The sequence below is a fragment of the Ectothiorhodospira marina genome (genome assembly GCF_900109495.1).
Classification (GTDB): domain Bacteria; phylum Pseudomonadota; class Gammaproteobacteria; order Ectothiorhodospirales; family Ectothiorhodospiraceae; genus Ectothiorhodospira; species Ectothiorhodospira marina.
Genome location: NZ_FOAA01000001.1, coordinates 185,438 through 208,102, shown reverse-complemented (window position 1 = coordinate 208,102; position 22,665 = coordinate 185,438). Strand labels below are relative to the sequence as shown.

The 22,665-nt window shown below is 65.2% G+C and carries 20 protein-coding genes; 15 read left to right on the top strand and 5 right to left on the bottom strand.

Annotated features, from left to right (window positions below):
* Window positions 1-483 precede the first annotated feature (483 nt).
* The 5 genes from BMY52_RS00965 to BMY52_RS00945 all read left to right on the top strand — a co-directional run bounded on the left by BMY52_RS00965 (window position 484) and on the right by BMY52_RS00945 (window position 7,657).
* On the top strand, window positions 484-1,434 hold the full coding sequence (locus tag BMY52_RS00965) for a cobalamin-binding protein (protein WP_090250487.1): 951 nt from the start codon (window positions 484-486) through the stop codon (window positions 1,432-1,434).
* A complete protein-coding gene (locus BMY52_RS00960) occupies window positions 1,431-2,399 on the top strand; it encodes a FecCD family ABC transporter permease (protein WP_281244055.1) in 969 nt (322 codons plus the stop codon). The genes BMY52_RS00965 and BMY52_RS00960 overlap by 4 nt, the downstream gene beginning before the upstream one ends.
* Window positions 2,399-3,184, top strand: coding sequence for an ABC transporter ATP-binding protein (locus tag BMY52_RS00955; protein WP_090249723.1), 786 nt, complete (start codon window positions 2,399-2,401; stop codon window positions 3,182-3,184). The genes BMY52_RS00960 and BMY52_RS00955 overlap by 1 nt, the downstream gene beginning before the upstream one ends.
* 111 nt (window positions 3,185-3,295) lie before the next feature.
* A complete protein-coding gene (locus BMY52_RS00950; protein WP_090249721.1) occupies window positions 3,296-4,543 on the top strand; it encodes an efflux RND transporter periplasmic adaptor subunit in 1,248 nt (415 codons plus the stop codon).
* Between the two features lie 3 nt (window positions 4,544-4,546).
* Window positions 4,547-7,657, top strand: a complete 3,111-nt coding sequence (locus tag BMY52_RS00945; protein ID WP_090249719.1) for an efflux RND transporter permease subunit — start codon at window positions 4,547-4,549, stop codon at window positions 7,655-7,657.
* Between the two features lie 80 nt (window positions 7,658-7,737).
* Here BMY52_RS00945 and BMY52_RS00940 read toward each other — a convergent pair whose 3' ends face one another.
* From BMY52_RS00940 to BMY52_RS00925, 4 genes are all read right to left on the bottom strand, one after another.
* Window positions 7,738-8,409: a retropepsin-like aspartic protease family protein gene (locus BMY52_RS00940; RefSeq protein ID WP_090249717.1), complete on the bottom strand. Its 672-nt coding sequence runs from the start codon at window positions 8,407-8,409 to the stop codon at window positions 7,738-7,740.
* Between the two features lie 371 nt (window positions 8,410-8,780).
* Window positions 8,781-9,275 (bottom strand): phosphatidylglycerophosphatase A family protein, encoded by a 495-nt coding sequence (locus BMY52_RS00935; RefSeq protein WP_090249714.1) that lies wholly within the window; start codon window positions 9,273-9,275, stop codon window positions 8,781-8,783.
* Between the two features lie 168 nt (window positions 9,276-9,443).
* Complete coding sequence (gene thiL / locus BMY52_RS00930) at window positions 9,444-10,391, bottom strand: thiamine-phosphate kinase (protein WP_090249711.1); 948 nt, start codon at window positions 10,389-10,391, stop codon at window positions 9,444-9,446.
* 143 nt (window positions 10,392-10,534) lie between these two features.
* The gene (locus BMY52_RS00925; RefSeq protein WP_245740510.1) at window positions 10,535-11,506 is read right to left on the bottom strand and encodes a TAXI family TRAP transporter solute-binding subunit; all 972 of its coding nucleotides are present in this window, start codon (window positions 11,504-11,506) and stop codon (window positions 10,535-10,537) included.
* 147 nt (window positions 11,507-11,653) lie between these two features.
* Here BMY52_RS00925 and glyA point away from each other — a divergent pair, with 147 nt between their 5' ends.
* From glyA to BMY52_RS00875, 10 genes are all read left to right on the top strand, one after another.
* On the top strand, window positions 11,654-12,907 hold the full coding sequence (gene glyA / locus BMY52_RS00920) for a serine hydroxymethyltransferase (protein ID WP_090249706.1): 1,254 nt from the start codon (window positions 11,654-11,656) through the stop codon (window positions 12,905-12,907).
* Window positions 12,908-13,280: 373 nt separating this feature from the next.
* Window positions 13,281-13,751: a transcriptional regulator NrdR gene (gene nrdR / locus BMY52_RS00915; RefSeq protein ID WP_090249704.1), complete on the top strand. Its 471-nt coding sequence runs from the start codon at window positions 13,281-13,283 to the stop codon at window positions 13,749-13,751.
* Window positions 13,752-13,781: 30 nt separating this feature from the next.
* Window positions 13,782-14,903: a bifunctional diaminohydroxyphosphoribosylaminopyrimidine deaminase/5-amino-6-(5-phosphoribosylamino)uracil reductase RibD gene (gene ribD, locus BMY52_RS00910; RefSeq protein ID WP_245740472.1), complete on the top strand. Its 1,122-nt coding sequence runs from the start codon at window positions 13,782-13,784 to the stop codon at window positions 14,901-14,903.
* Window positions 14,904-15,112: 209 nt separating this feature from the next.
* On the top strand, window positions 15,113-15,769 hold the full coding sequence (locus BMY52_RS00905) for a riboflavin synthase (RefSeq protein ID WP_090249701.1): 657 nt from the start codon (window positions 15,113-15,115) through the stop codon (window positions 15,767-15,769).
* Between the two features lie 39 nt (window positions 15,770-15,808).
* On the top strand, window positions 15,809-16,141 hold the full coding sequence (locus BMY52_RS00900; RefSeq protein WP_238628006.1) for a DUF3392 domain-containing protein: 333 nt from the start codon (window positions 15,809-15,811) through the stop codon (window positions 16,139-16,141).
* 61 nt (window positions 16,142-16,202) lie between these two features.
* Window positions 16,203-17,321: a bifunctional 3,4-dihydroxy-2-butanone-4-phosphate synthase/GTP cyclohydrolase II gene (gene ribBA, locus BMY52_RS00895; protein WP_090249696.1), complete on the top strand. Its 1,119-nt coding sequence runs from the start codon at window positions 16,203-16,205 to the stop codon at window positions 17,319-17,321.
* Between the two features lie 15 nt (window positions 17,322-17,336).
* Complete coding sequence (gene ribH, locus BMY52_RS00890; protein ID WP_090249694.1) at window positions 17,337-17,819, top strand: 6,7-dimethyl-8-ribityllumazine synthase; 483 nt, start codon at window positions 17,337-17,339, stop codon at window positions 17,817-17,819.
* Complete coding sequence (gene nusB / locus BMY52_RS00885) at window positions 17,816-18,256, top strand: transcription antitermination factor NusB (protein WP_090249691.1); 441 nt, start codon at window positions 17,816-17,818, stop codon at window positions 18,254-18,256. The genes ribH and nusB overlap by 4 nt, the downstream gene beginning before the upstream one ends.
* Window positions 18,257-18,794: 538 nt before the next feature.
* Window positions 18,795-19,142 (top strand): endonuclease domain-containing protein, encoded by a 348-nt coding sequence (locus BMY52_RS00880; RefSeq protein ID WP_090249689.1) that lies wholly within the window; start codon window positions 18,795-18,797, stop codon window positions 19,140-19,142.
* 130 nt (window positions 19,143-19,272) lie between these two features.
* Window positions 19,273-22,017 carry a TRAP transporter permease gene (locus tag BMY52_RS00875; RefSeq protein WP_090249686.1) on the top strand — a complete coding sequence of 915 codons (2,745 nt, stop codon included), beginning with the start codon at window positions 19,273-19,275 and terminating at the stop codon, window positions 22,015-22,017.
* On the opposite strand, the gene BMY52_RS00870 is transcribed toward BMY52_RS00875, so the two are convergent.
* A complete protein-coding gene (locus tag BMY52_RS00870; protein WP_177169788.1) occupies window positions 21,967-22,632 on the bottom strand; it encodes a 3'-5' exonuclease family protein in 666 nt (221 codons plus the stop codon). The two genes, BMY52_RS00875 and BMY52_RS00870, sit on opposite strands and share 51 nt — an antisense overlap.
* Between the last annotated feature and the right edge of the window lie 33 nt (window positions 22,633-22,665).

The window sequence follows — 22,665 nt, the reverse complement described above, 5'->3', positions numbered from 1 at the left end:
AACGCAAGCCCCAACGCGTCCGGTCTGCCTCTGGGGTGGGTTTCTGGAGGCGGGTGTTCGCCGCATGGATGCGGCGGTCAAGCCTACAGGGACGTATTCACGGCGTCCCGCCGCAAGAAATGCACCCCGGAGGCAGACCCTGGGCACGGCGCAAAGCCCAGGCACCCTGGAGGCAGACCCTAGGCATACTGCAAAGCCCAGGCACCCTGGAGGCAGACCCTAGGCATACTGCAAAGCCCAGGCACCCCGGAGGCGGACCCTGGGCATACTGCAAAGCCCTGGCACATGGGAGGAAGGCCCTTGGGCACGGGACAAAGCCCAGGCACACAGGAGGCATCAGGACCATTCGCGGCCGAGGGCCGCTCCTACAAGGCAGCGGACGCTGGCAGGGTTGGATACCGGTGGGTCCGGAGGGTCCTGCAGGTGGCCAGCAACCGCATCGCTGTTATGATGCCTTCCTTTCAAGCGCCCGACCCCAACACCATGAGACGCCCCCACCACACAAGCCATACCCCGCCATTTCCCCGCAAATGGGCACAGATAGCCGCCATTTGCGCCCTTCTTATAAGCGCTCCAGCAACCACAAACGCTGATGCGGGGCCCGTGACGGTCACCGATGACAAAGGCCGGGAGGTGCACCTGGAGGCACCGGCCAGGCGCATCATCAGCCTGGCCCCGCATATCACGGAAAACCTGTTTGCCGTGGGCGCCGGGGATCAGATCGTCGGCACGGTGAACTACAGTGATTACCCACAAGCCGCCGAAGACATCCCCCGGGTGGGGAGCTACAAACAACTGGACCTGGAATCCATCCTGGCCCTGGAACCGGACCTGGTGGTGGCCTGGGAGAGCGGCAATGTGCGGGCGCAACTGGAACGCCTGGAAGCCCTGGGCTACCCCCTCTACTTCAGCAACCCACAAACCTTCGAACAACTCGCCTCGGGCCTGGCACGCCTGGGACGCCTCAGCGGTCACGTGACGGGCGGCGAGGAAGCAGAAACCCAGGTCCGCCACACCCTGGCAGAACTCGAAGACCGCTATGGCCAACAACCGCCCGTCACCGTCTTCTATCAGGTGTGGGATCGCCCGCTGATGACCCTCAATGAGGAACACCTCATCTCACAAGCCATCCACCTCTGCGGCGGCGAGAACATCTTTGGCCATCTGGATACCCTGGTCCCGCGCCTGAATCGCGAGGTCATCCTGGCCGCCGACCCCGAGGCCATCATCGGCGGCGGCATGGGCGAGGACAACCCACAATGGGTGGAAGACTGGCGTCGCTGGTCCGACATGACCGCCGTGCAGCGAGACAACCTCTTCTTCATCCCCCCCTCCCTGATCCAGCGCCCCACGCCGCGCATCCTGGAAGGTACCCGAATGATCTGTGATTTCCTGGAAACCGCCCGTGAACGTCGCCCGGAGGGCGATGAGTGACACGCCTTGCGCTCATCCTGGCCATCCTGCTGGGAGGCTCGCTGGTCGCCGTGATCATGGCCGTGGCGGTGGGCAGCGTGCCGCTCACCCCCGCCCAGACCCTGGCGGTGCTTACCGGCGGCGGCGAGCCCCTGCACCAGACGCTGATCCTGGAATTGCGCCTGCCGCGCACCCTGGCGGCCTTTGCCACCGGCGGACTGCTGGCGGTGGCCGGAGCCCTGATGCAGGTCCTGCTGCGCAACCCCCTGGCCGACCCCTATGTGCTGGGTCTCTCAGGCGGGGCGGCGGTGGGGGCCCTGCTCGCCATGCTCGCCGGCCTGGGTACGCTGATGGTCTCGGGGTCGGCCTTTATCGGTGCCATGATCTCCACCCTGATCGTCTTTGGCCTGGCCCATGGCACCGGCAGCTGGACACCCACACGCCTGCTGCTCACCGGCGTGGTGGTGGCCGCCGGCTGGGGCGCCTTCATCAGCTTCATGCTGGCGGTCAGCCCTACGGAGGAGCTGCCCGGCATGCTGTACTGGTTGATGGGGGATCTCTCCCATGCCCGTAGCATCTGGCCCGCCTGGACGGTGCTGGTGATCGTGGTACTGGCCGCCATGCCCCTGGGGCGCAGTCTCAATGTACTGGCCCGCGGGCCCATGCAGGCGGCGGCCCTGGGGGTGGCGGTGCGGCCACTGGAGTGGACCATCTACATTGTTGCCGCCCTGGTGACGGCGACTGCGGTGACGGTGGCGGGCAGCATCGGCTTTGTGGGCCTGGTGGTGCCTCACATGCTCCGCCTGGTGCTGGGCAATGACCAGCGCATCATCCTGCCGGCCTCGGCCCTGACGGGGGGCATCCTGCTCACCCTGGCGGACACCCTGGCACGCACCATGATCGCCCCGCAGCAGTTGCCGGTGGGGGTGATCACGGCGATGCTGGGCGTGCCGGTGTTTCTGTATCTGTTGCACAGGAGCAGGTGATGATGGAGCCCCTCCCCCCCCTACTGGAACTGGTCGACCTCGTCGTGGACATCCCCGGCCGCGCCGACGGTGCGCCCCTCAACCTGGGGGTGCGCGCCGGCGAATGCTGGGGTGTGCTGGGCCCCAACGGGGTGGGCAAGAGCACCCTGCTGCATACCCTGGCCGGACTGCGCCCGGCGCGGCGCGGGAGCCTGCGTCTGAAGGGAAGGTTCATCCATCAACTGCCTCGGCGCCAGATCGCCCGGCATCTGGGGATGGTCTTTCAGGATCGCCAGGACGGCTTCCCGGCCTCGGTGCTGGAGACCGCCCTTATCGGCCGACACCCTTATTTGCGCGCCTGGGAACTGGAATCCGCCGAGGACTACGCCGCCGCCCAGGACGCCCTCGCCCGGGTAGACCTCACCGGCATGGAAGAACGCCCCATCGCCACGCTCTCCGGCGGCGAGCGCCAGCGGCTGGCCATCGCCACGGCACTCACCCAGGACCCTCAGGTGTTTCTGCTGGATGAGCCCACCAACCACCTGGACCTGCACCATCAGGTGGAAGTGCTGGACATCGTCCGCGGGATGATCACCCAGGGGCGTGGGGCCATCCTCACCATGCATGATGTGAACCTGGCCGCCCGCTATTGTGACCACCTGCTGCTCATGTACCCTACCGGTGAGGCCTGCTGGGGAACCACCCGGGACATGCTGATGCCAAAGGCGCTGGAAAAGTTGTACGGCCAACCCCTGGCCACTGGCGAAGTGGACGGCATGCCGGTCTTCCTGCCGCTGGGGCGCTAGATTTTGATCTTTTCCTTGGCCTTGTCATCAACTCCATTAGTAGAATGAATCCAAACCCATCGCGGCCCCGCCGAATCCAGTCGCACGCCAACAAGGATTTCCGCACCTCCAATGAATCTCTCCCGACCGGTTCGCCGCTTCCTGCCCCTGATCCTCATCGCCCTGGGCATCCTGGGCTTCATCCTGCTCATGATCACCCGCCCGGAACAGCCGCCTCGCGAGGTGGGCGAGCGGTCATGGCGGGTAGACGTACAGCAGGTGGAACTGCAAACCCTCTCGCCTCAACTCACCCTGTATGGTCACGTCACCTCCCCCCGGGCCGCCAGCCTCAGGGCCGCGGTGGAAGCCGATGTGGATCAGGTGCCTGCCGAGGAAGGACGACGGGTCAAGGCAGGCGATACCCTGGTGGAACTGGATACGCGCGAACTGGACCTGCTGGTGGACCAGCGACAGGCCGATCTGGATGAACTGCGGGCCCAATTGCGCGCTCAGGAGCGCAGCCATGTCCGGGATCAGGAAGCCCTGGAACGAGAACAGACCCTCCTGCAACTGGCCCAACGCGCTCTGGAACGGGCCCAGAACCTGGAACGACGCAACGTGGGCTCCCCCACCGCCGTGGACGATGCCCGGCGGGCCCTGGAGCAACAGGCCCTGGCCTTGGCCAACCGCCGACTGGCCGTGGACGACTTCGAGACCCAGCGGGAGCAGATCCAGGCCCGCGTGCACCGCGCCGAGGCACTGCTGGAACAGGCACAACTGGATCTGGAGCGCAGCCACATCACGGCGCCCTTCGACGCCCGCATCTCGCAAGTGCAGGTGGCACCAGGAGACCGGGTGCGCGTAGGGGATGCCCTTGTCGCCCTGTATGACCTGGAGGCACTGGAAGTGCGCGCCCCCATACCTGCCACCTACATGCCCCGCGTACGGGCGGCCCTCGATGAGCAGAGCACACCAGAGGCCACCGGACATGTGGATGGTCTGGAAGTCCCCCTCACCCTCACACGACTGGCCGGCGAAAGCCCCACAGGAGGGGCCGGCGTGGAAGGCATCTTCCGGGTCGACTCCCGGGCCAGAGAGATCCCCCTGGGCCGCTTCATGACCGTGCGCGTTTCCCTGCCCAAACAAACGGACGTGATCGCACTGCCTTTCGAAGCCCTGTACGGCCTGGACCGCATCTACCGACTGGAAGAGGGGCGCATGCGCCGTATCGGCGTGGAACGCCTCGGCGAGTGGACCGCCCCCTCGGGTGATGAACAGGTGCTGGTCACCAGCCCCGAGCTGTCCAGCGGAGATCGGATCATCGTCACCCGCCTGCCCAATGCCATGGACGGGCTCCGTGTCAGCCCCGAAGGCGAATGATCCATGACCCGTTCCCGAGGTGTGATCGGTTTCTTCCTGAGCCATCCCGTGGCCGCCAATCTGCTGGTGGTCCTGATGCTGCTATCCGGATCCTGGGCGCTGCTCAAGCTCAACACCCAGTTCTTCCCCACCTTTGCCCTGGACTTCGTCACCGTTCAGGTCACCTGGACCGGTGCCAGCGCCGAGGATGTGCAACAAGGCATCACCATCCCGCTGGAACAGGAACTGCGCACCGTGGACGGTCTGCGCAACCTCACCTCCACCTCCTCCCTGGGGGTGGCCAGCATTTCCCTGGAATTCGAATCGGGCACCGACATGACCCTGGCCACCGACCAGGTCAAGGATCGGGTGGCCCAGCAGCGCAACCTGCCCGAGGCTGCCGAAACCCCGGTGGTCACCCGGGTGATCCGCTATGAGCCCATCGCCCGACTGCTGATCACCGGCCCGGACGACCTGCGAGAACTGCGCCCGCTGGTGCGGGATCTGGAACGCCAGTTACTGGATGCGGGCATCGCCCGCATCGAATTCACCGGTCTGCCCGAAGAGCAGATGGCCATCCAGGTACCCACGGCGCAAATGCTGGACCTGGGCATGTCCCTGAATCAGATCGGCGAGCGCGTGGACGATCTCTCCCAGGACCTGCCTGCGGGCATGGTGGGTCGCGACGACACGGCCCGGCAACTGCGCAGCCTGGACCAGGGTCGCGAGGCCATGGATTTCGCGCAGTTGCCATTGCGTTCCGAGGCAGAGGGCGGACTGATCCTGCTGGGTGACGTAGCCGAGATCGAGCGCCGCCCCCGGGACAACCAGACCTTCGTCCGCTACCAGGGCCAACCCGCCGTGGAACTGGCTCTGCAACGCACGGAGAACGACGATGCCCTGGAGGCCTCCGGATTGCTGCTGGACTGGCTTGACTCAGTGGAACACACCCTGCCGCCGGACGTGGACATCCATATCTATGATCAGTTTTACGAGCCCCTGGTGGAACGCATCGGGCTGCTGCTCAAGAATGGTGCCGGTGGTCTGCTGCTGGTACTGGGCATCCTGTTCCTGTTCCTCAATGGTCGCCTGGCACTGCGGGTGGCCCTGAGCATCCCCGTCTCCTTTACTGCCGCCTTCCTGGCCCTGTGGGCCCTGGGCGGCAGCATCAACATGATCTCCCTGTTCGGTTTCATCATGTCCCTGGGGATCATCGTCGACAACGCCATCGTGGTCAGCGAACATGCCTACACCCAGTACCAGCGAGGCATGAAGTCCGCCGAGGCCGCCGAACATGGGGCGCGGCGCATGCTGGCCCCGGTGATCTCCGCCTCACTGACCACCGTGGCCGCCTTCCTGCCACTGATGCTCATCGGCGGCATCATCGGCAATATCCTGTTCGATATCCCGTTGGTGGTGATCTGCGTGATCCTGGCCACGCTGCTGATCAGCTTCCTGGTGCTCCCCTTTCACCTGAAGAACAGCCTGGAGAAGGTCCAGCCACCGCGCCCTGGATCCCTCCGGGCGGGCTTTGACCGCCGTTTCGAGGACTTTCGGCAAGGCCCGTTCCGGCGTGTTGTCACCGGCTCGGTGAACAACGCAGGCCTCACCCTGGCCGGCGGTGTGGCGGTGCTCATCCTGGCCGTGGGCTTATTGGCGGGCGGACGGCTGGGGTTCACCTTCTTCCCGTCCCCGGAGGGCACGGTGATCAACGCCTCAGCCCACTTCGTGGCAGGCACTCCACCACAACGGGTGGATGATTTCCTCAATCATATGGAAGAAGAACTCTACGCCGCAGAAGAGGCCCTGGGCGATGATCTGGTGCGCAACGTGGTCGTTCGCGCCGGCCAGGGGGTCGGGGGCGGCGGTGGTGAACAGGCGCCCTCCGGTGACCAGTTCGGCTCCATCATCGTGGAACTTGTCTCACCGGATCAACGCCAGGTTCGCAACACCCAGTTCATCCAGGAATGGCAATCCCGCGTCCGTGAGCCGGCAGGCATGGAACTGTTCAGCATCACTGAGCGTCAATCCGGGCCGCCGGGGCGGGACGTGGATGTGCGCCTGACCGGGGAAGACCCCGAACAGGTCAAGGCGGCCGGGCTGGATCTGGCAGAAACCCTCAATGACTTCCCGGGCGTGTTTGCAGTGGAGGACAACATGCCCTTCGGGCGCGAACAGCTCATCTATCGGCTCACGCCGGAGGGCCTGTCCCTGGGGCTGACCACTGAATCCCTCGGCCAACAGCTCAGGGCAGCGTTCGATGGCCATCTGGCCCAGATCTACCAGGAGGGCCTGGAAGAGATCGAGGTGCGGGTGCTACTCCCCGACGATGAGCGGCATCACACGGTCACCCTGGATCGTTTCGCGGTCATTCTGCCCGACGGGGGCATGGCGCCGCTGGACACCGTGGCAGACCTTCGCCCCCGCCAGGGCTTCGAGACTCTGCGCCGGGCCGAGACCCGGCTGGCGATTGCCGTCTCCGCCGAGGTGGACCGTTCGGTGAACAATGCCGGGCGCATCCGTGAACAACTGGCCGATGAGGTGCTGCCGGAACTCACCCAGCGTTACGCCGTGGAGTGGTCCTTTGAAGGGCGCGCCGCCGACCAGGCAGAAACCCTGGGGGACATGCGCACCGGCCTGATCTTCGCCCTGGCCCTGATCTACCTCACCCTGGCCTGGGTGTTCGGCTCCTATGGCTGGCCCCTGGTGGTCATGGCCATCATCCCCTTTGGCCTGCTGGGGGCCCTGGTGGGTCACTGGGTGCTGGGCATGGAGTTGACCATCCTCTCCCTGTTCGGTCTGTTCGGCCTCACCGGCATTGTGGTGAACAACTCCATCATCCTGGTAAGTTTCTACCAGTCACTGCGGGGCGAAGGCCTGGCACAGGATGAGGCCATCATCGAGGCCTCCTGCCAGCGCCTGCGCGCCGTGGTACTCACTTCGTTCACCACCATCGCCGGTCTGATGCCGCTATTGTTCGAGCGCTCGGTGCAGGCCCAGTTCCTGATCCCCATGGCAGTATCCATCGTCTTCGGCCTGGCCTTTGCAACGGTACTGGTACTGGTGCTGATTCCGGCGCTGCTGGCGATTCATGAGCGGTTGGCAGGATGGTGGGGACAGGCGCAGACAGCTTGATGTCGGAGAATAAGCCCCTCTCCCCGCCGGGGAGAGGGGTTGGGGTGAGGGGTCTCAGTGAGAGGTCTCAGTGAGAGGTCTCAGTATCGCCCCTCCAGCACCAACGCACTCCCTTCATTGCGCATTTCCACCCGCCCCAGGAAACTCATCCCCAACAGGGCCATGGGCGGCTCCCTCCCCTGGAGCACCAGCGCCGGCACATTGCGCTGCTCAATCCCCCCCACCCGCACACGATCCAGTGTGACCCGGTAGGCAAACTCCGTCCCCGATGCCGTCTGCACCGGCGTGAGCGTGCCGCGCGCATAATCCACGCCCAAGCGCCGGGCCTCGGAGGCATTGAGCACCACCGCTGAGGCCCCCGTATCCACCAGGAAGGTCAGTGCATGACCATTCACCGCCCCGGCAGTGGTCAAAGCTCCTCGCGAATTGGGATAAATCCGCGCCGACGCCGATGACCGCGCCTGGAAAGTGCCACCCGCACGCCCCCCACCAATCCCGATCTGTGTGGTTCGCCCGTTCACCTCCACGGTCACGGTCCCGCTGCGACTATCCGCCGCCCGCAGCGTCACCCCCTCGGGGCTCACCTCCCCCACCCGCAGCACCCGCCGTTCGCCGTCGAACTCCATCACCGCCTGCTGACCGAACACGCCCAGCACCTGGATGTCCAGGGCAGCCGCGCCCGGCGATGCCAACAGGAGCAGCAGGCCCGTCAACAGGGTGACCCGAGCGGAACAGGAAAAGTAAGCTCTCATGAGGAAAGTATAGCCTGCCACGCCCCCGCGCACTCCTGCCCACCGCCCGCTGGCCCCAGTGGGATTGGCTGGCGAGATCGGCATCGACGTCCCCCCTGCCCCCCGTGGGAGCGGCCCTTGGCCGCGAATGGCTGAACCCTCAGCCGCCGCCCCAGCCAGAGATCGTAGTGGACCTCGGGGGGAGCGGGTTCCTTCCAGCGGGACGCCGTGAATACATCCATGTAGGCTCTGCAGCCGCTTCCTGCGGCTGAAGCCCGCTTACAGGAACCCGCTCCCCCCGAGGTCCGGACACATCGGAGTCTTTTTCGAAAGGCCATTCGCGGCCGAGGGCCGCTCCCACAGGGGCCACCACCTTATACGCGGGAGTCGACTCAGATCAGCCACCACGCCAGGGCCTGCAACACGATCAGCGCATAAATACCCGCCAGCACATCATCGAGCATGATGCCGATGCCGCCTTCCAGGTGTTTATCCAGCCAGCCGATGGGCCAGGGCTTGAGGATGTCGAACAGGCGGAACAGGGCAAACCCCACGATGATCCAGATCCACCCCGCCGGGGCGGCGATCAGGGTGATGAGAAAACCGGCAATCTCGTCCCAGACAATGCCCGGATGATCATGTACGCCCAGGCGCCGGGAACTCTCGCCGCAGAGCCAGATGCCCACCGCCACCACCAGCGCGGTGATCAGCAGGTAGCTCCACAGGGGGAGCCCTTGCAGGAGCAGGAAGAGGGGGATGGCGGCCACCGTGCCAGCCGTGCCGGGGGCCTTGGGGGAGAGGCCGCTGCCGAAGCCGAAGGCAAGGAAGTGCACTGGATCACGGAGGATCTGGCGGGCCAGGGGTGTTTGTGTGGATTTTTTGGGCATGGTGTGGCCAGGGTTAAGCTACAGAGACTCCCTTCTCCCCCTCGGGGGAGAAGGGCCGGGGATGAGGGGGGGGTGGGATAGGCACTGTGCCAGCGCTCGCCCCTCACCCCAACCCCTCTCCCCGGAGGGGAGAGGGGCTTTATGAAATGGGGACAGACCCCTTTTTGTTCAGTTGCCGAAATGGGAGTAACCACCCTGTTCGAGGGTGAGGGATGCGCCATCGGGGCCCAACACCCGCAGGCCGGGTTCGGCTTCGATGCGGCCAATGACGGTGGCCGGGCTGCCCTGCCCTGCCAGTTGTTCACGGATGGGGTCCACATCCGCCTCCCCCAGGGTGAACAGCAGTTCGTAGTCGTCACCGCCGGCCAGGGGGTATTGCCAATTCGTGCTATCCCCCATGGCATGACGGAAGGCCTCGGAGAGCGGCAGTGCGCCGGCCTGAAGGGTGGCGCCCAGGCCCGATGCCTTGAGGATATGCCCCAGATCCTGGACGAGGCCATCGGAGATGTCGATACCGGCGCGGGCGCGGCTGCGCAGGATGTGTCCGGCGGCGATGCGGGGGGTGGGCCGGGTGAGTCGGGCCCTGAGGGTGGGGTCGGGTTGGTCATCGTCCCACTGCTCCAGGGCCAGGGCGGCGTCGCCCAGGGTGCCGGTGACCAGGATGTGGTCGCCGGGCTGGGCGCCATTACGGCGCAGGGCCTGGCCGGGTGGCACGTAGCCCATGACCTGGACGGTGATGGTCAGTGGGCCGCGGGTGGTGTCGCCGCCGATCAGATCAACGCCATGCTCCTGGGCCAGGGTGTGGAAGCCATCGGCGAAGGCTGTAAGCCAGGTGTCGTCGTGTTCGGGTAGGGTGAGTGCCAGGGTGGCCCAGCGCGGCGTGGCCGCCATGGCGGCCAGGTCGCTGAGGTTGACCGCCAGGGCCTTGTGGCCGATGTCGCGGGGGTGCGTGTCCTTGGGGAAGTGCACGTCGGCCACGAGGGTATCCACACAGACGGCAAGAGTCTGGTTGGCCGGGAGCTGGATGAGGGCGGCATCGTCCCCGACGCCCAGGAGGGTGTCAGCGGATGTGCTGGGGCGGGTGAAGTGGCGGTGGATGAGGTTGAATTCTTTCACGGTGAAGGCGCTTGAAGCCCCTCACCCACTGGCGGGAGCTTTTTGTGAACTTGAGCCCCTCACCTGCTGGCGGGAGCTTTTTGTGCACTTGAGCCCCTCTCCCGCTGGCGGGAGAGGGGTTGGGGTGAGGGTACGGAGGGCATTCACTCCTCCAGCAGCCCTGCCTCCCGATAATACCGCTTGGCCCCCTCATGCAACGGCGCCGACAGCCCCTGCTTCACCATGCTCTCCTTCTCCAGCACCCCAAAGGCCGGGTGCATGCCCTTGAAGGTCTCGAAATTGTCGAACACGGCCTTGACCAGGGCGTAGACCGCCTCCTCCGATGTCGTCGTGGAAGATACCAGGGTGGCGCCCACCCCAAAGGTGTCCACATCCTCATCCTGGCCGGGATACATGCCCGCCGGGATTGTAGCGCTGAAGTAGTATGGCGTCTGCTGGATCAGATCATCCACCACCTGGCCGCTTACCGGCACCAAGCGGGCATCGCAGGTGGCAATGGGTTCCTGGATGGCTGAGGACGGGTGGCCCACGGTGAACAGCACCACGTCGATGCGGTTGTCGCACAAGGCCTGGCCCTGCTCGCGTGAGGGCAGTTCCGAGGTGAGGGAGAAGTCGTCCATGGTCCAGCCGTAGGCGTCCATCAGGCGCTCCACCGTGCCGCGCTGGCCCGACCCCGGGTTGCCCACATTCACCCGCTTGCCCTTGATGTCTTCAAAGTGCTGAATATCACTGTCGTGGCGCACCACCACCGTGAATGGCTCGGGGTGAAGCGACATCACGGCCCGGAGGCGATCGTCTGGCCCGGCGTTGGCGAAACGGTCGGACCCCTGGTAGGCATGATGCTGCCAATCGGACTGCACCACACCCAGATCCATCTCCCCTGCGCGGATGGAATTCAGGTTGAACACCGAGCCGCCAGTACTCTCCGCATTGCAGCGGATGCCATGCTCTGATCGACCCTGATTCACCAGCTGACAGATGCGCTGACCCGTGGGGTAATACACCCCCGTCACCCCCGCTGTACCGATGGTGAGGAAGCGCTGATCCGCCATCACCGAAGTGCTGACCCAGGTGGCGGAGAGGCCTGCCAGGAGCAGGGTAAAGCCTTTCTTCATCAACCGTTTGTGCATGGTTCATCCTCCAGTGGGTGAGGGCCAGGTTGTGACTGTTTTCAGGGTTTTACGTGCTTCTGGCGCCTAAATCCGTTAACATTCAAGCCTTTTTCCGAAGTCTAATCAATCCGCTTTTGCGGGGAGTTCGCAATGTTTTCCATCCACATGAGTATCGCCGGGTACGACGATGAGCTGTGGCAGGCCATCCAGTCCGAATCACGCCGTCAGGAAGAGCACATCGAACTGATCGCCTCCGAAAACTACGCCAGCCCGCGCATTCTGGAAGCACAGGGTTCCGTGCTCACCAACAAGTATGCCGAGGGCTACCCAGGCAAACGTTACTACGGCGGCTGCGAGTACGTCGATGTGGCCGAGACGCTGGCCATCGATCGCGCCAAGCAACTCTTCGGCGCCGACTACGCCAACGTGCAGCCCCACTCCGGCTCTCAGGCCAATGCCGCCGTCTACATGGCGCTGCTGAACCCGGGTGACACCGTACTGGGCATGAGCCTGGCCCATGGCGGCCACCTGACCCACGGCGCCAAGGTGAACTTCTCGGGCAAGATCTACAACGCCATCACCTACGGCATCGATGATCAGGGTTACATCGATTACGACGAGGTGGAGCGCCTGGCCCTGGAGCATAAGCCCAAGATGGTCGTGGCCGGCTTCTCCGCCTACTCCCGCGTGGTGGACTGGCAGCGCTTCCGCGATATCGCCGACAAGGTGGGTGCCTACCTGCTGGTGGACATGGCGCACGTGGCTGGCCTGGTGGCCGGGGGTGTTTACCCCAGCCCGGTACAGATCGCCGATGTGACCACCTCCACCACCCACAAGACCCTGCGCGGCCCGCGCGGCGGCATCATCCTGGCCAAGAGCAACCCGGAGATCGAGAAGAAGCTCAACTCCCTGGTCTTCCCCGGCACTCAGGGTGGCCCGCTGATGCATGCCATCGCCGGCAAGGCCGTGGCCTTCAAGGAGGCCCTGGAGCCGGACTTCAAGGCCTACCAGCAACAGGTGGTCGAGAACGCCCGCGCCATGGCCGACGAGATGATCAAGCGCGGCTACAAGGTGGTCTCCGGCGGCACCGACAACCATCTGTTCCTGGTGGACCTGATCGACAAGGGCATCACGGGCAAGGAGGCGGACGCCGCCCTGGGCCATGCCAACATTACCGTGAACAAGAACGCCGTGCCCAACGATCCCCAGTCCCCGTTCGTGACCAGTGGTCTGCGCATCGGCACCCCCGCCATCACCACCCGTGGGTTTGGCGAGAAGGAATCCCGTGAGCTGGCCGGCTGGATCTGCGACGTGCTGGACGACCTGAACAACGAGGCGGTCATCGAGCAGGTCAAGGCCAAGGTGCTGGATGTGTGCAAGCGCCTGCCGGTGTATGCCAGCTAAGGCTCATGCATCACAAGCCCCTCTCCCCCGTGGGAGAGGGGTTGGGGTGAGGGGCAAGGGCTGGCATAGTGCCTGCCTCAACCCCCTCATCCCCAGCCCTTCTCCCCCAAGGGGAGAAGGGAGTATCGGTAGGTGAGTTGGTTCTTTCATGTGAAAGATACGTAACGAGCCCCTCTCCCCCCGGGGGAGAGGGGAGTGTCGGTAGGTGAGTTGGTTCTTTCACGTGAAAGATACGTAACGAGCCCCTCTCCCCCCCGGGGGAGAGGGGAGTGTCGGTAGGTGAGTTGGTTCTTTCACGTGAAAGATACGTAACGAGCCCCTCTCCCCCCCGGGGGAGAGGGGTTGGGGTGAGGGGCGAGGAGGTTGCAACCTGATGAAGTGTCCCTACTGCGGTGCCCCGGATACTCGGGTGGTGGATTCACGGCTGGCCGGCGAGGGCGAGCAGGTGCGCCGCCGCCGGGAATGCGCGGCCTGCGGTGACCGCTTCACCACCTTTGAAGGGGCGGAGTTGAACCTGCCCCGGGTGGTCAAGCGCGATGGGGGGCGCGAGCCCTTCAACGAGGGTAAGCTGCGCGCCGGTGTGATGCATGCACTGGAAAAACGCCCCGTGCCCACGGATCGGGTCGAGGCCGCCCTGGCCCGCATCAAGCACAAGGCCATGAGCCAAGGGGAGCGGGAACTCCCGGCCCGGCGCATTGGCGAATGGGTGATGGAGGAGCTGCAGGGTCTGGATCAGGTGGCCTATATCCGTTTTGCCTCGGTGTACCTGAGTTTTGCCGATGTACAGGCCTTTCGCGAGGTCGTCGAACGCCTGGAAAAGGACCCCCAGGGCAACCAGGATTGAATCCTCCCTCCCCTCTCCCCAAGCCCTCCCATGAACGACTTCACCCCTGACGATCACCGCTTCATGGCCCGAGCCCTGCAGTTGGCGGCCATGGGCCTGTACACCACCGACCCCAACCCGCGGGTGGGCTGCGTGGTGGTGCGCGGCAGACAAGTGGTCGGTGAGGGCTACCATGCCCGTGCGGGGGAGGCCCATGCCGAGGTCCGGGCGCTGCGTGCGGCCGGCGAGCAGGCGCGGGACAGCACGGTCTACGTCACCCTGGAACCCTGCAATCACCATGGGCGCACCCCACCCTGCGTGGATGCCCTGCTGACGGCCGGTGTGAGCCGGGTGGTGGTGGCCATGGAAGACCCCAACCCCCTGGTGTCCGGCCAGGGGCTGGAGCGCCTGCGCCGCTCGGGGGTGAGCATCGCCCATGGCCTGATGGCCGAGGCCGCCCATGACCTTAACCCGGGTTTCATCAGTCGCATGCAGCGCCGGCGCCCCTGGGTGCGCGTGAAACTGGCTGCCAGCCTGGATGGGCGCACCGCCATGGCCTCCGGCGAGAGCCGGTGGATCACCGGCGAGGCTGCACGCCAGGATGTGCAACGCCTGAGGGCACGGGCCTCCGCCCTGCTCACCGGCATGGGTACGGTGCTGGCCGATGACCCCCGGCTCAACCGGCGCATCAGCGCCGCCGACCTTGGGGTGGCGGGGAGCGTGAACCAGCCGCTGCGGGTGGTGCTGGATCGTCAGGGCCAGCTGTTTCCCCGGGCACGCTTGTTCCAGGATGAGGCCCCGGTGCAGGTGTTCACCGCCGAGCACCACGTGGAGGCACTCCAGGCGCGTCTGGCCGCTACCGGGGCCCGGGTACAGGGCGTGCGCGAGGCCCATGGCCATCTGGATCTGACCACCGTGCTCACGGCGCTGGCAGCGCTGGAGGTCAACGAGGTGCATGTGGAGGCGGGCCCGCGGCTGTCGGGGGCCCTGATGCAGGCGGGGTATGTGGACGAGTTGGTTGTCTATCTGGCGCCCCATCTCATGGGCGGCGATGCACGGGGCCTGTTGGACCTGCCCATCCAGCACATGGCCGACCGCATTCCCCTGGAAATCCGGGAGATCCGCCCGGTGGGCCGGGACTGGCGGGTGACGGCGCGCCCTTCAGCGACGTGATCCCTGGATGGATAATCCTGTATCTTAACGCGAAAGAGCTCAGGTTCAGCTATAGAAGCTCCCTTCTCCCCTCGGGGGAGAAGGGTCGGGGATGAGGGGGATGAGGCAGGCACTGTGCCACCCCTCTCCCCTCACCCCAACCCCTCTCCCCGCGGGGGAGAGGGGCTCGATGAGAATCAGGCCCTGAAGATCACCCGGAGACCCCTTCCATGTTTACAGGTATCATCCAGTCCGTGGGCACCCTGGGTGCCACAGAAGACCGGGGCGGTGACAGCCGCCTGACTCTGCGCACTGGCAAGCTGGACCTGAGCGATGTGCAACTGGGCGATAGCATCGCCGTGAACGGGGTGTGCCTGACGGCGGTGGCCCTGCCCGGCGACGGTTTTGTGGCCGATGTGTCCCGGGAGACCCTGTCCAAGACCTCCCTGGGGGCGCTGGGCATTGGCGACCCGGTCAACCTGGAAAAGGCCCTCACGCCCACCACGCGCCTGGGCGGGCATTTGGTGAGCGGTCACGTGGACGGTCTGGGCGAGGTGACGGCCGTGGAGCAGGAGGCGCGCTCCTGGCGTTATCATGTGCGCGTGCCGGATGATCTGGCCCGCTACATCGCCCCCAAGGGTTCCGTCTGCATCGACGGGGTGAGCCTGACGGTGAATACCGTGGACGGTGCCGTGTTCACCGTGAACATCGTGCCCCACACCCAGCAGGAGACCATCATCCATGGCTATCGTGTGGGTACCCGTGTGAACATTGAAGTGGATATCATTGCCCGCTACCTGGAACGCCTGTTGCTGGGAGATAAGGCCGCTCACTCCCAACAAGGCATCAGCGAGGCGTTCCTGGCCGAGCATGGCTTTCTGAAATAAGACGCCTATCACATCGGCGTATTTTCAATCGGAACCGTGATGGACTGGATCAACGACATCTTAATGCAGGCCGGCACCTGGCTGCGTGGTTATATCGGGCAGATTGCCCTGGCACTGGTGGCCACGCTACTGGTGGTGTATGGCCAGGACATCCTGCGCGCGGTCAAGGCCGCGGTGCGCCCCTATCCACTGGTGTTGCGTCTGATCGTGTTTGTATTGATGTGCGCGTTCGGCTTTGGTGCCATCGCGGTTTTCCTGGCCCCCTGGGTGGCTCAGGGGCTGATGATGGTGGATACCCTCTGGCTTGCGCCCACCGTGGCCGGGGCCTTCCTGATTCTGGGTTTTGTGGCCGAACGCCGCCAGCAAATGTAACCATCCCACCCCCCTCGGGCCGCATGGCCCGATCACCCCTGGATTCGAACACCGGCTGAACATGGCATTCAATAGCACCGAAGACATCATCGAAGACCTGCGCCAGGGGCGAATGGTGATCATCGTCGACGACGAGGATCGCGAAAACGAGGGCGATCTGCTCATGGTGGCCTCCCGGGTGCGCCCGGAGGACATCAACTTCATGGCCCGCTTTGGCCGTGGCCTGATCTGCCTGACCCTCACCCGGGAACGCTGCCGCCAGTTGCGCCTGCCGCTGATGGTGGGGGACACCAATGACAAGCATGGCACCAACTTCACGGTCTCCATCGAGGCCGCCGAGGGGGTGACCACGGGCATCTCCGCCTATGACCGAGCCCATACCGTGCGCACCGCCGTGGCGCCGGATGCCACCCCCCAGGACCTGGTCCAGCCGGGCCACATCTTCCCGCTCATGGCGCAGCCGGGCGGCGTGCTGGTGCGCGCCGGCCACACTGAGGCCGGTTGCGACCTGGCGCGTCTGGCCGGCCTGGAGCCGGCGGCGGTAATCGTCGAGATCCTTAACGAAGACGGCTCCATGGCCCGCCGCCCGGATCTGGAGCGCTTTGCCGAGGAACATGGCCTGAAGATGGGGACCATTGAACACCTCATCCGCTACCGCATCGAGAATGAGCGCAGCGTGGAGCGGGTGGCGGAATGCCCCTTCCCCACCGAATTCGGTGATTTTCGCCTGGTGGCCTACGAGGATGCCCTGGACAAGGGGTTGCACTATGCCATGGTCAAAGGCGACGTGGGGGGCGATCACGACACCCTGGTGCGGGTACACCTGGGCGGCAGCCTGTGCGATACCCTGGCCTACCGGGGCGAGGGCTGCGGCTGGCCGCTGCGCGGCGCCCTGGAACGCATTGCCCAGGAAGGCAGTGGCGTGGCGGTGATCATCCACAAACCCGTGAACAATCGCGAGAGGGTCCGCCGTCTGCGGGAGATGGCCCTGGGCGATGGCCCGGCTCAATCATCCGGACAGGACGACCACGAACCCGCCGAACTGCGCACCCATGGCATCGGCGCCCAGATCCTCAAGGACTTGGGCGTGAGCCGGATGCGCCTGCTTTCGGCCCCCAAACGCTTCCACGGGCTCGGCGGTTTCGGGCTCGAGGTGGTGGAATACGTCAACGAACGCTAACGGAATACCCCAGTCATGACTGCAAACCTGCAAACCATCGAAGGCACCTTTACCGCCACCTCCGAGGCACGGATCGGCCTGGTGCTGTCCCGCTTCAACTCCTTCATTGTCGAGCGCCTGCTGGAAGGCGCTCAGGACACCCTGAGTCGCCATGGCGTGCCGGATGAGAACCTCACCGTGGTGCGTGTACCCGGCGCCTACGAACTGCCCCTGGCGGTGAAGGTGATGGCCCAGTCCGGCCACTACGATGCCGTGATCGCCCTGGGCTGCGTGATCCGCGGCTCCACGCCGCATTTCGACTATGTGGCCGGCGAGGCCGCCAAGGGCCTGGCCCAGATCCAGCTGGAGCATGGCCTGCCCATCAGCTTCGGCGTGCTCACCACCGACACCATTGAACAGGCCATCGAGCGGGCCGGGACCAAGGCAGGCAACAAGGGCGCCGATGCGGCCATGAGCGCCCTGGAGATGATCAGCCTGATCCGGTCCCTGCGCGCATGAATTCCGATGCCCTGCAACACCGGCGCCTCACCCACGCCCGCCGCCACGCTCGCCGCCTGGCGATGCAGGCGCTGTACCAATGGCAGCTCACCGATTACCACCCCAAGGACATCCTGGCCGAGTATGAGGAGGACCCGGAAACCGAGCGGGCAGACTGGGAGCATTTCCGTCACCTGCTTTTGGGGGTCACGGAGAATGTGGAGTCGGTGGACGAGCTGATTGCCCCTTTTCTGGACCGCCCGGTGGCCCAGGTGGATCCAGTGGAGCGCTCCATCCTGCGCCTGGCCACGTTCGAGTTGCATCATTGCCCGGATGTGCCCACCCGCGTGGCCATCAATGAGGCAGTGGCGCTGGCGAAGAAATATGGTGCAGACCAGGGCCACAAGTTCGTCAATGGAGTGATCGACAAGGTGGCCGGTGGGGCGCTGCGTCGGTGAGGGAGTAGGGCCTCATGGGCTGTTGTGCCTTGCAGGGAGTGTAATCTCCCCTCTCCCCCGAGGGGAGAAGGGCTGGGGATAAGGAGCGGCGGGGGGCAGGATGATGCGTGGTGCCCTCCGCTCCCACCCTCACCCCAACCCCTCTCCCGCCAGCGGGAGAGGGGCCAAAGCTCCCTTCTCCCCTCGGGGGAGAAGGGCTGGGGATGAGGGGCGGCGGGGGGCAGGATGATGCATGGTGCCCCCCGCTCCCACCCTCACCCCAACCCCTCTCCCGCCAGCGGGAGAGGGGCCAAAGCTCCCTTCTCCCCTCGGGGGGAGAAGGGCTGGGGATGAGGGGCGGCGGGGGGCAGGATGATGCATGGTGCCCCCCGCTCCCACCCTCACCCCAACCCCTCTCCCGCCAGCGGGAGAGGGGCCAAAGCTCCCTTCTCCCCTCGGGGGAGAAGGGCTGGGGATGAGGGGCGATGGTGGGCAGGATGCGCAATCAATGGGGTTTTCGTTTGCTGGATCTAATACTGATGACAAGGAATGTCACTCAATGGACAAAAGCCGCCTTTACAGGCACGCCAAAGAACTCCGTCAACAAAGCACCGACGCAGAAAATCTTCTCTGGTACCACCTGAGGGGACGTCGAATGTGGGGCCTTAAATTCAGGCGCCAGAAGGTGATCGGCCCCTATATTGTGGACTTCGTCTGCATCGAGGCAGGATTGATCATTGAGGCTGACGGCGGACAGCATGCGGATCGTTGTTTGCGGGACTCCGAGCGTTCGGCGTTTCTCGAGCAACGGGGGTTTGAGGTGCTGCGCTTTTGGAATCATGAGATCCTGTTAGAGACGGAGTGTGTGCTCAGACAGATTTGGGAGGTTTTGGACCGGCGGGGATGAGGGGCAGCGGGGGGCAGGATGATGCGTGGTGCCCTCCGCTCCCACCCTCACCCCAACCCCTCTCCCGCCAGCGGGAGAGGGACTAACCTCTCTCCTCTTCCACTGGGCTGATCAGAAAGGCGTTGACGGAATGCAGACGGATCATCAGGGCATGCTGGCTGGGCAGGTGGAGACCGGGGCGCGGGAGCCGGGGGTGGCGGCGCGGCGGTTGATTTATGGGGTGGCGCTGGCCTGGTCGCTGTTCCAGATCTGGATTGCCTCTCCCCTGCCCTACTGGGTTGACCTGTTCATCGTCTCCGAGACCAAGGCCCGGTCCATCCATCTGGCCTTTGCCGTGCTGCTGGCCTTCCTGGCCTTTCCCGCCGTCAACCCCATGGCACGCACGCGGCCGCTGGCGGGGTATTTCTTCATTCTGGTGGGGTTGGGGCTCTGGGCGCTGGCCGGGTATCAGGTCTGGCAGGAGATGCCCCGGGCGGGGGTGTTTGCCACCGTGGGTGCGGCGGTGCTGCTGGCGGCGTGGCCATTGCTGCGGCCGGCCACGCTGGATCGGGTGCCAGCCGTGGACTGGCTGCTGGCCCTGCTGGCAGCTCTGTGTGCCGGGTATCTGTTCCTGTTCCATGAGGCACTGGCCCAACGGCCAGGGGCACCGACAATGACCGACCTGATCATTGCCGGCATCGGCATGGCCCTGTTGCTGGAGGCCACGCGGCGGGTGCTGGGGCCAGCATTGATGGTGATCGCCGTGATCTTTCTGGTGTACACCTTTGCCGGGCCCTGGATGCCGGATCTGATCGCCCATCGGGGGGCCTCTTTTGCACGGGCCATGTCGCAGCAGTGGCTGTCCAATGAGGGGGTGTTCGGGATCGCCCTGGGGGTATCCACCAGCTTTGTCTTCCTGTTCGTGCTGTTCGGTGCCCTCCTGGAGAAGGCGGGCGCCGGCGGGTATTTCATCCGGGTGGCCTTCTCGCTCCTGGGGCACCTGCGCGGCGGGCCTGCCAAGGCAGCAGTAGTGGCCTCGGGGATGACCGGCATGGTGTCCGGTTCGTCCATCGCCAACGTGGTCACCACCGGCACCTTCACCATCCCGCTGATGAAACGGGTGGGGTTTCCGGCCTACAAGGCCGGGGCGGTGGAGGTGAGCAGTTCCGTGAACGGTCAGTTGATGCCACCAGTGATGGGCGCCGCCGCCTTTCTCATGGTGGAATATGTGGGCATCTCCTATGTGGAGGTGATCCGGCATGCCTTCCTGCCGGCGGTGATCGCCTATATCGCCCTGTTCTACATTGTCCATCTCGAGGCCCTCAAGGCCGGCATGGAAGGCCTGCCCCGGCGGGTGGCCACCACGGTCACCGGGCGCCTCATCGCCTGGGGGCTGACCCTCTCCGGGCTGTTCGTACTGGCCGGGGCCACGTATTACGGCCTGGGCTGGATCAAGGCCGTGAGCGGCGACGCCTCCCCCTACATCATCGGCATGCTGGTCCTGGCCGCCTACCTTAGTCTGCTGTGGACGGCCTGCCGCGCCCCGGCCGTCCAGATGGTGGACGATGACCACCTGGAATTGCCCGATCCCCGATCCACCATCCAGGGCGGCCTGCACTTCCTGCTGCCGGTGGTGGTCCTGGTCTGGTGCCTGGTGGTGGAGCGCCTCTCGCCGGGACTCTCGGCCTTCTGGGCCGTGGCCTTCATGGTCTTCATCATGCTCACCCAGCGGCCCTTGATCGTGCTGTTTCGGGGCCAAGGGGCGTTTGCCAACGATGTGCCGCCGGATGACCCGGCCGCCCGACAGGTCACCCGCGCCCTGCTACGGGGCGGCCATGAACTGGCCAACGGCCTGGTTCAGGGGGCCCGCAACATGGTGGGGATCGGCGTGGCCACGGCTGCGGCCGGGATCATCGTGGGCACCGTGGCCATGACCGGCATCGGCTTGGCCATGACCGATATGGTGGGATTTCTCTCCGGCGGCAACCTGCTGCTGATGCTCATGCTCACCGGCCTGATCTGTCTGGTGCTGGGACTGGGCCTGCCCACCACTGCCAACTACATCATCGTGGCCACGCTCATGGCACCAGTGATCGTGGAACTGGGCTCACAGCATGGCCTGCTGATCCCGCTAATCGCCGCACATCTGTTCGTGTTCTATTTCGGCATCATGGCCGATGTGACGCCGCCGGTGGGCCTGGCCTCCTTTGCGGCAGCCGCCGTCTCCCGGGCCGACCCGATCCGCACCGGTATGCAGGCCTTCATCTACAGCCTGCGCACGGTGACCCTGCCATTCCTGTTCGTCTTCAACACCCAGCTACTGCTCATTGGCGTGAACAGTCTCTGGCAGTTGCTGCTCACAGTCTTCGGGGCGCTGGTGGGCATCCTGGTCTTTGCCGCCGCCACCCAGGGCTGGCTATTCACCCGCAACCGGATTCACGAGTCCATCCTGTTGCTGGGCATTGCCCTGGTACTGTTCGCCCCCAACCTGCTCATGGACCGCATCGAGCCCCGATATGATCGCCTCCCCCCTGGAGAGATCCAGGAAGTGGCCGAGGCGGCGCCCCGGGGCGGGCAATTGCGCTTTGCCGTGGAGGGTATGGACATGGAGGGCCGGGAGGTGGAACGGGTGGTGATGCTGCCCATGGGGGATCCCGGCCCTGGCGAGGAACGACTGACCCATGCCGGCCTGGGGTTGATGACCCTGGGGGATCAGGTGAGCATCAGCTTCGTTTCCTTCGGCAGCCCGGCCGATCGCATGGGACTGGAATCCGGGTGGAACGTGACCGAGGTGATGGTACCGGCAGACCGACCCGCGCCGGAGTGGTTCTACCTCCCCGCCCTGTTACTCCTGGGAGGGATCGTGGCGCTGCAGCGCCGGCGTGCCCGGCGCTGATTCAGCGGGCGGGGTGTGGGCGCCGGGGCTGTTGGCCGGCACACGGGTAAGGACGCGCCGTGCCGGATCCGGCTGGGACACTGCGGGATGATGCTTGCGCACCAGCCGCCAGAGATTCAGCAGATAGCGCACATCGCTGTCAGCCTGATGGGCAAAACCGGGGGTGTCCCGCCGGGCCTGTGCCATCAGGCCCGGCAGCAGATCCGGCAAACGGTATTCGGGGGCCGGCAGGCGGGGCTCCAGCAGTTGGTACACGTCCCCAAGACGAAAACGGGGCATGAAACTGCCGGCCACGAACAGTCGTCGCAACCAGAAGCGATCCAGGTGAACCCCGTCGGTGAAGACCACCTTGCCCGCCAGGGCGCGGTTCATGCGTTGACAGAGCCAGGTGATGTCACAGCCGCGCTCCTCAATGAGGTGCTGACTGATGCCATGCATCTCCTCGGCCTGGTCGCACCAGTCGGTCCACTCGGGAGCGGGCCGGATCAGCCAGCACTCCAGGTGCCCCGCCCCATCGGACCAGGCCACCTGGACGGGATAACTGTCCTGAGTGAGAGACGAGGCCTCAAAGTCAAGAAAACAGGGCAGTGTGCTGTGCGTGAAGTTGAGCGACATGAAAATGCTTGGCAAAGCCCCCCGGCTCGGTCG

Excerpts from the sequence above, each read along its gene's own strand:
- BMY52_RS00965 (WP_090250487.1), top strand. The coding sequence starts at position 484 with ATGAGACGCCCCCACCACACAAGCCATACCCCGCCATTTCCCCGCAAA.
- BMY52_RS00955 (WP_090249723.1), top strand. The coding sequence starts at position 2,399 with ATGATGGAGCCCCTCCCCCCCCTACTGGAACTGGTCGACCTCGTCGTG.
- BMY52_RS00950 (WP_090249721.1), top strand. The coding sequence starts at position 3,296 with ATGAATCTCTCCCGACCGGTTCGCCGCTTCCTGCCCCTGATCCTCATC.
- BMY52_RS00945 (WP_090249719.1), top strand. The coding sequence starts at position 4,547 with ATGACCCGTTCCCGAGGTGTGATCGGTTTCTTCCTGAGCCATCCCGTG.
- BMY52_RS00940 (WP_090249717.1), bottom strand. The coding sequence starts at position 8,409 with ATGAGAGCTTACTTTTCCTGTTCCGCTCGGGTCACCCTGTTGACGGGC.
- BMY52_RS00935 (WP_090249714.1), bottom strand. The coding sequence starts at position 9,275 with ATGCCCAAAAAATCCACACAAACACCCCTGGCCCGCCAGATCCTCCGT.
- BMY52_RS00925 (WP_245740510.1), bottom strand. The coding sequence starts at position 11,506 with ATGAAGAAAGGCTTTACCCTGCTCCTGGCAGGCCTCTCCGCCACCTGG.
- glyA (WP_090249706.1), top strand. The coding sequence starts at position 11,654 with ATGTTTTCCATCCACATGAGTATCGCCGGGTACGACGATGAGCTGTGG.
- nrdR (WP_090249704.1), top strand. The coding sequence starts at position 13,281 with ATGAAGTGTCCCTACTGCGGTGCCCCGGATACTCGGGTGGTGGATTCA.
- ribD (WP_245740472.1), top strand. The coding sequence starts at position 13,782 with ATGAACGACTTCACCCCTGACGATCACCGCTTCATGGCCCGAGCCCTG.
- BMY52_RS00905 (WP_090249701.1), top strand. The coding sequence starts at position 15,113 with ATGTTTACAGGTATCATCCAGTCCGTGGGCACCCTGGGTGCCACAGAA.
- BMY52_RS00900 (WP_238628006.1), top strand. The coding sequence starts at position 15,809 with ATGGACTGGATCAACGACATCTTAATGCAGGCCGGCACCTGGCTGCGT.
- ribBA (WP_090249696.1), top strand. The coding sequence starts at position 16,203 with ATGGCATTCAATAGCACCGAAGACATCATCGAAGACCTGCGCCAGGGG.
- ribH (WP_090249694.1), top strand. The coding sequence starts at position 17,337 with ATGACTGCAAACCTGCAAACCATCGAAGGCACCTTTACCGCCACCTCC.
- nusB (WP_090249691.1), top strand. The coding sequence starts at position 17,816 with ATGAATTCCGATGCCCTGCAACACCGGCGCCTCACCCACGCCCGCCGC.
- BMY52_RS00880 (WP_090249689.1), top strand. The coding sequence starts at position 18,795 with ATGGACAAAAGCCGCCTTTACAGGCACGCCAAAGAACTCCGTCAACAA.
- BMY52_RS00875 (WP_090249686.1), top strand. The coding sequence starts at position 19,273 with ATGCAGACGGATCATCAGGGCATGCTGGCTGGGCAGGTGGAGACCGGG.
- BMY52_RS00870 (WP_177169788.1), bottom strand. The coding sequence starts at position 22,632 with ATGTCGCTCAACTTCACGCACAGCACACTGCCCTGTTTTCTTGACTTT.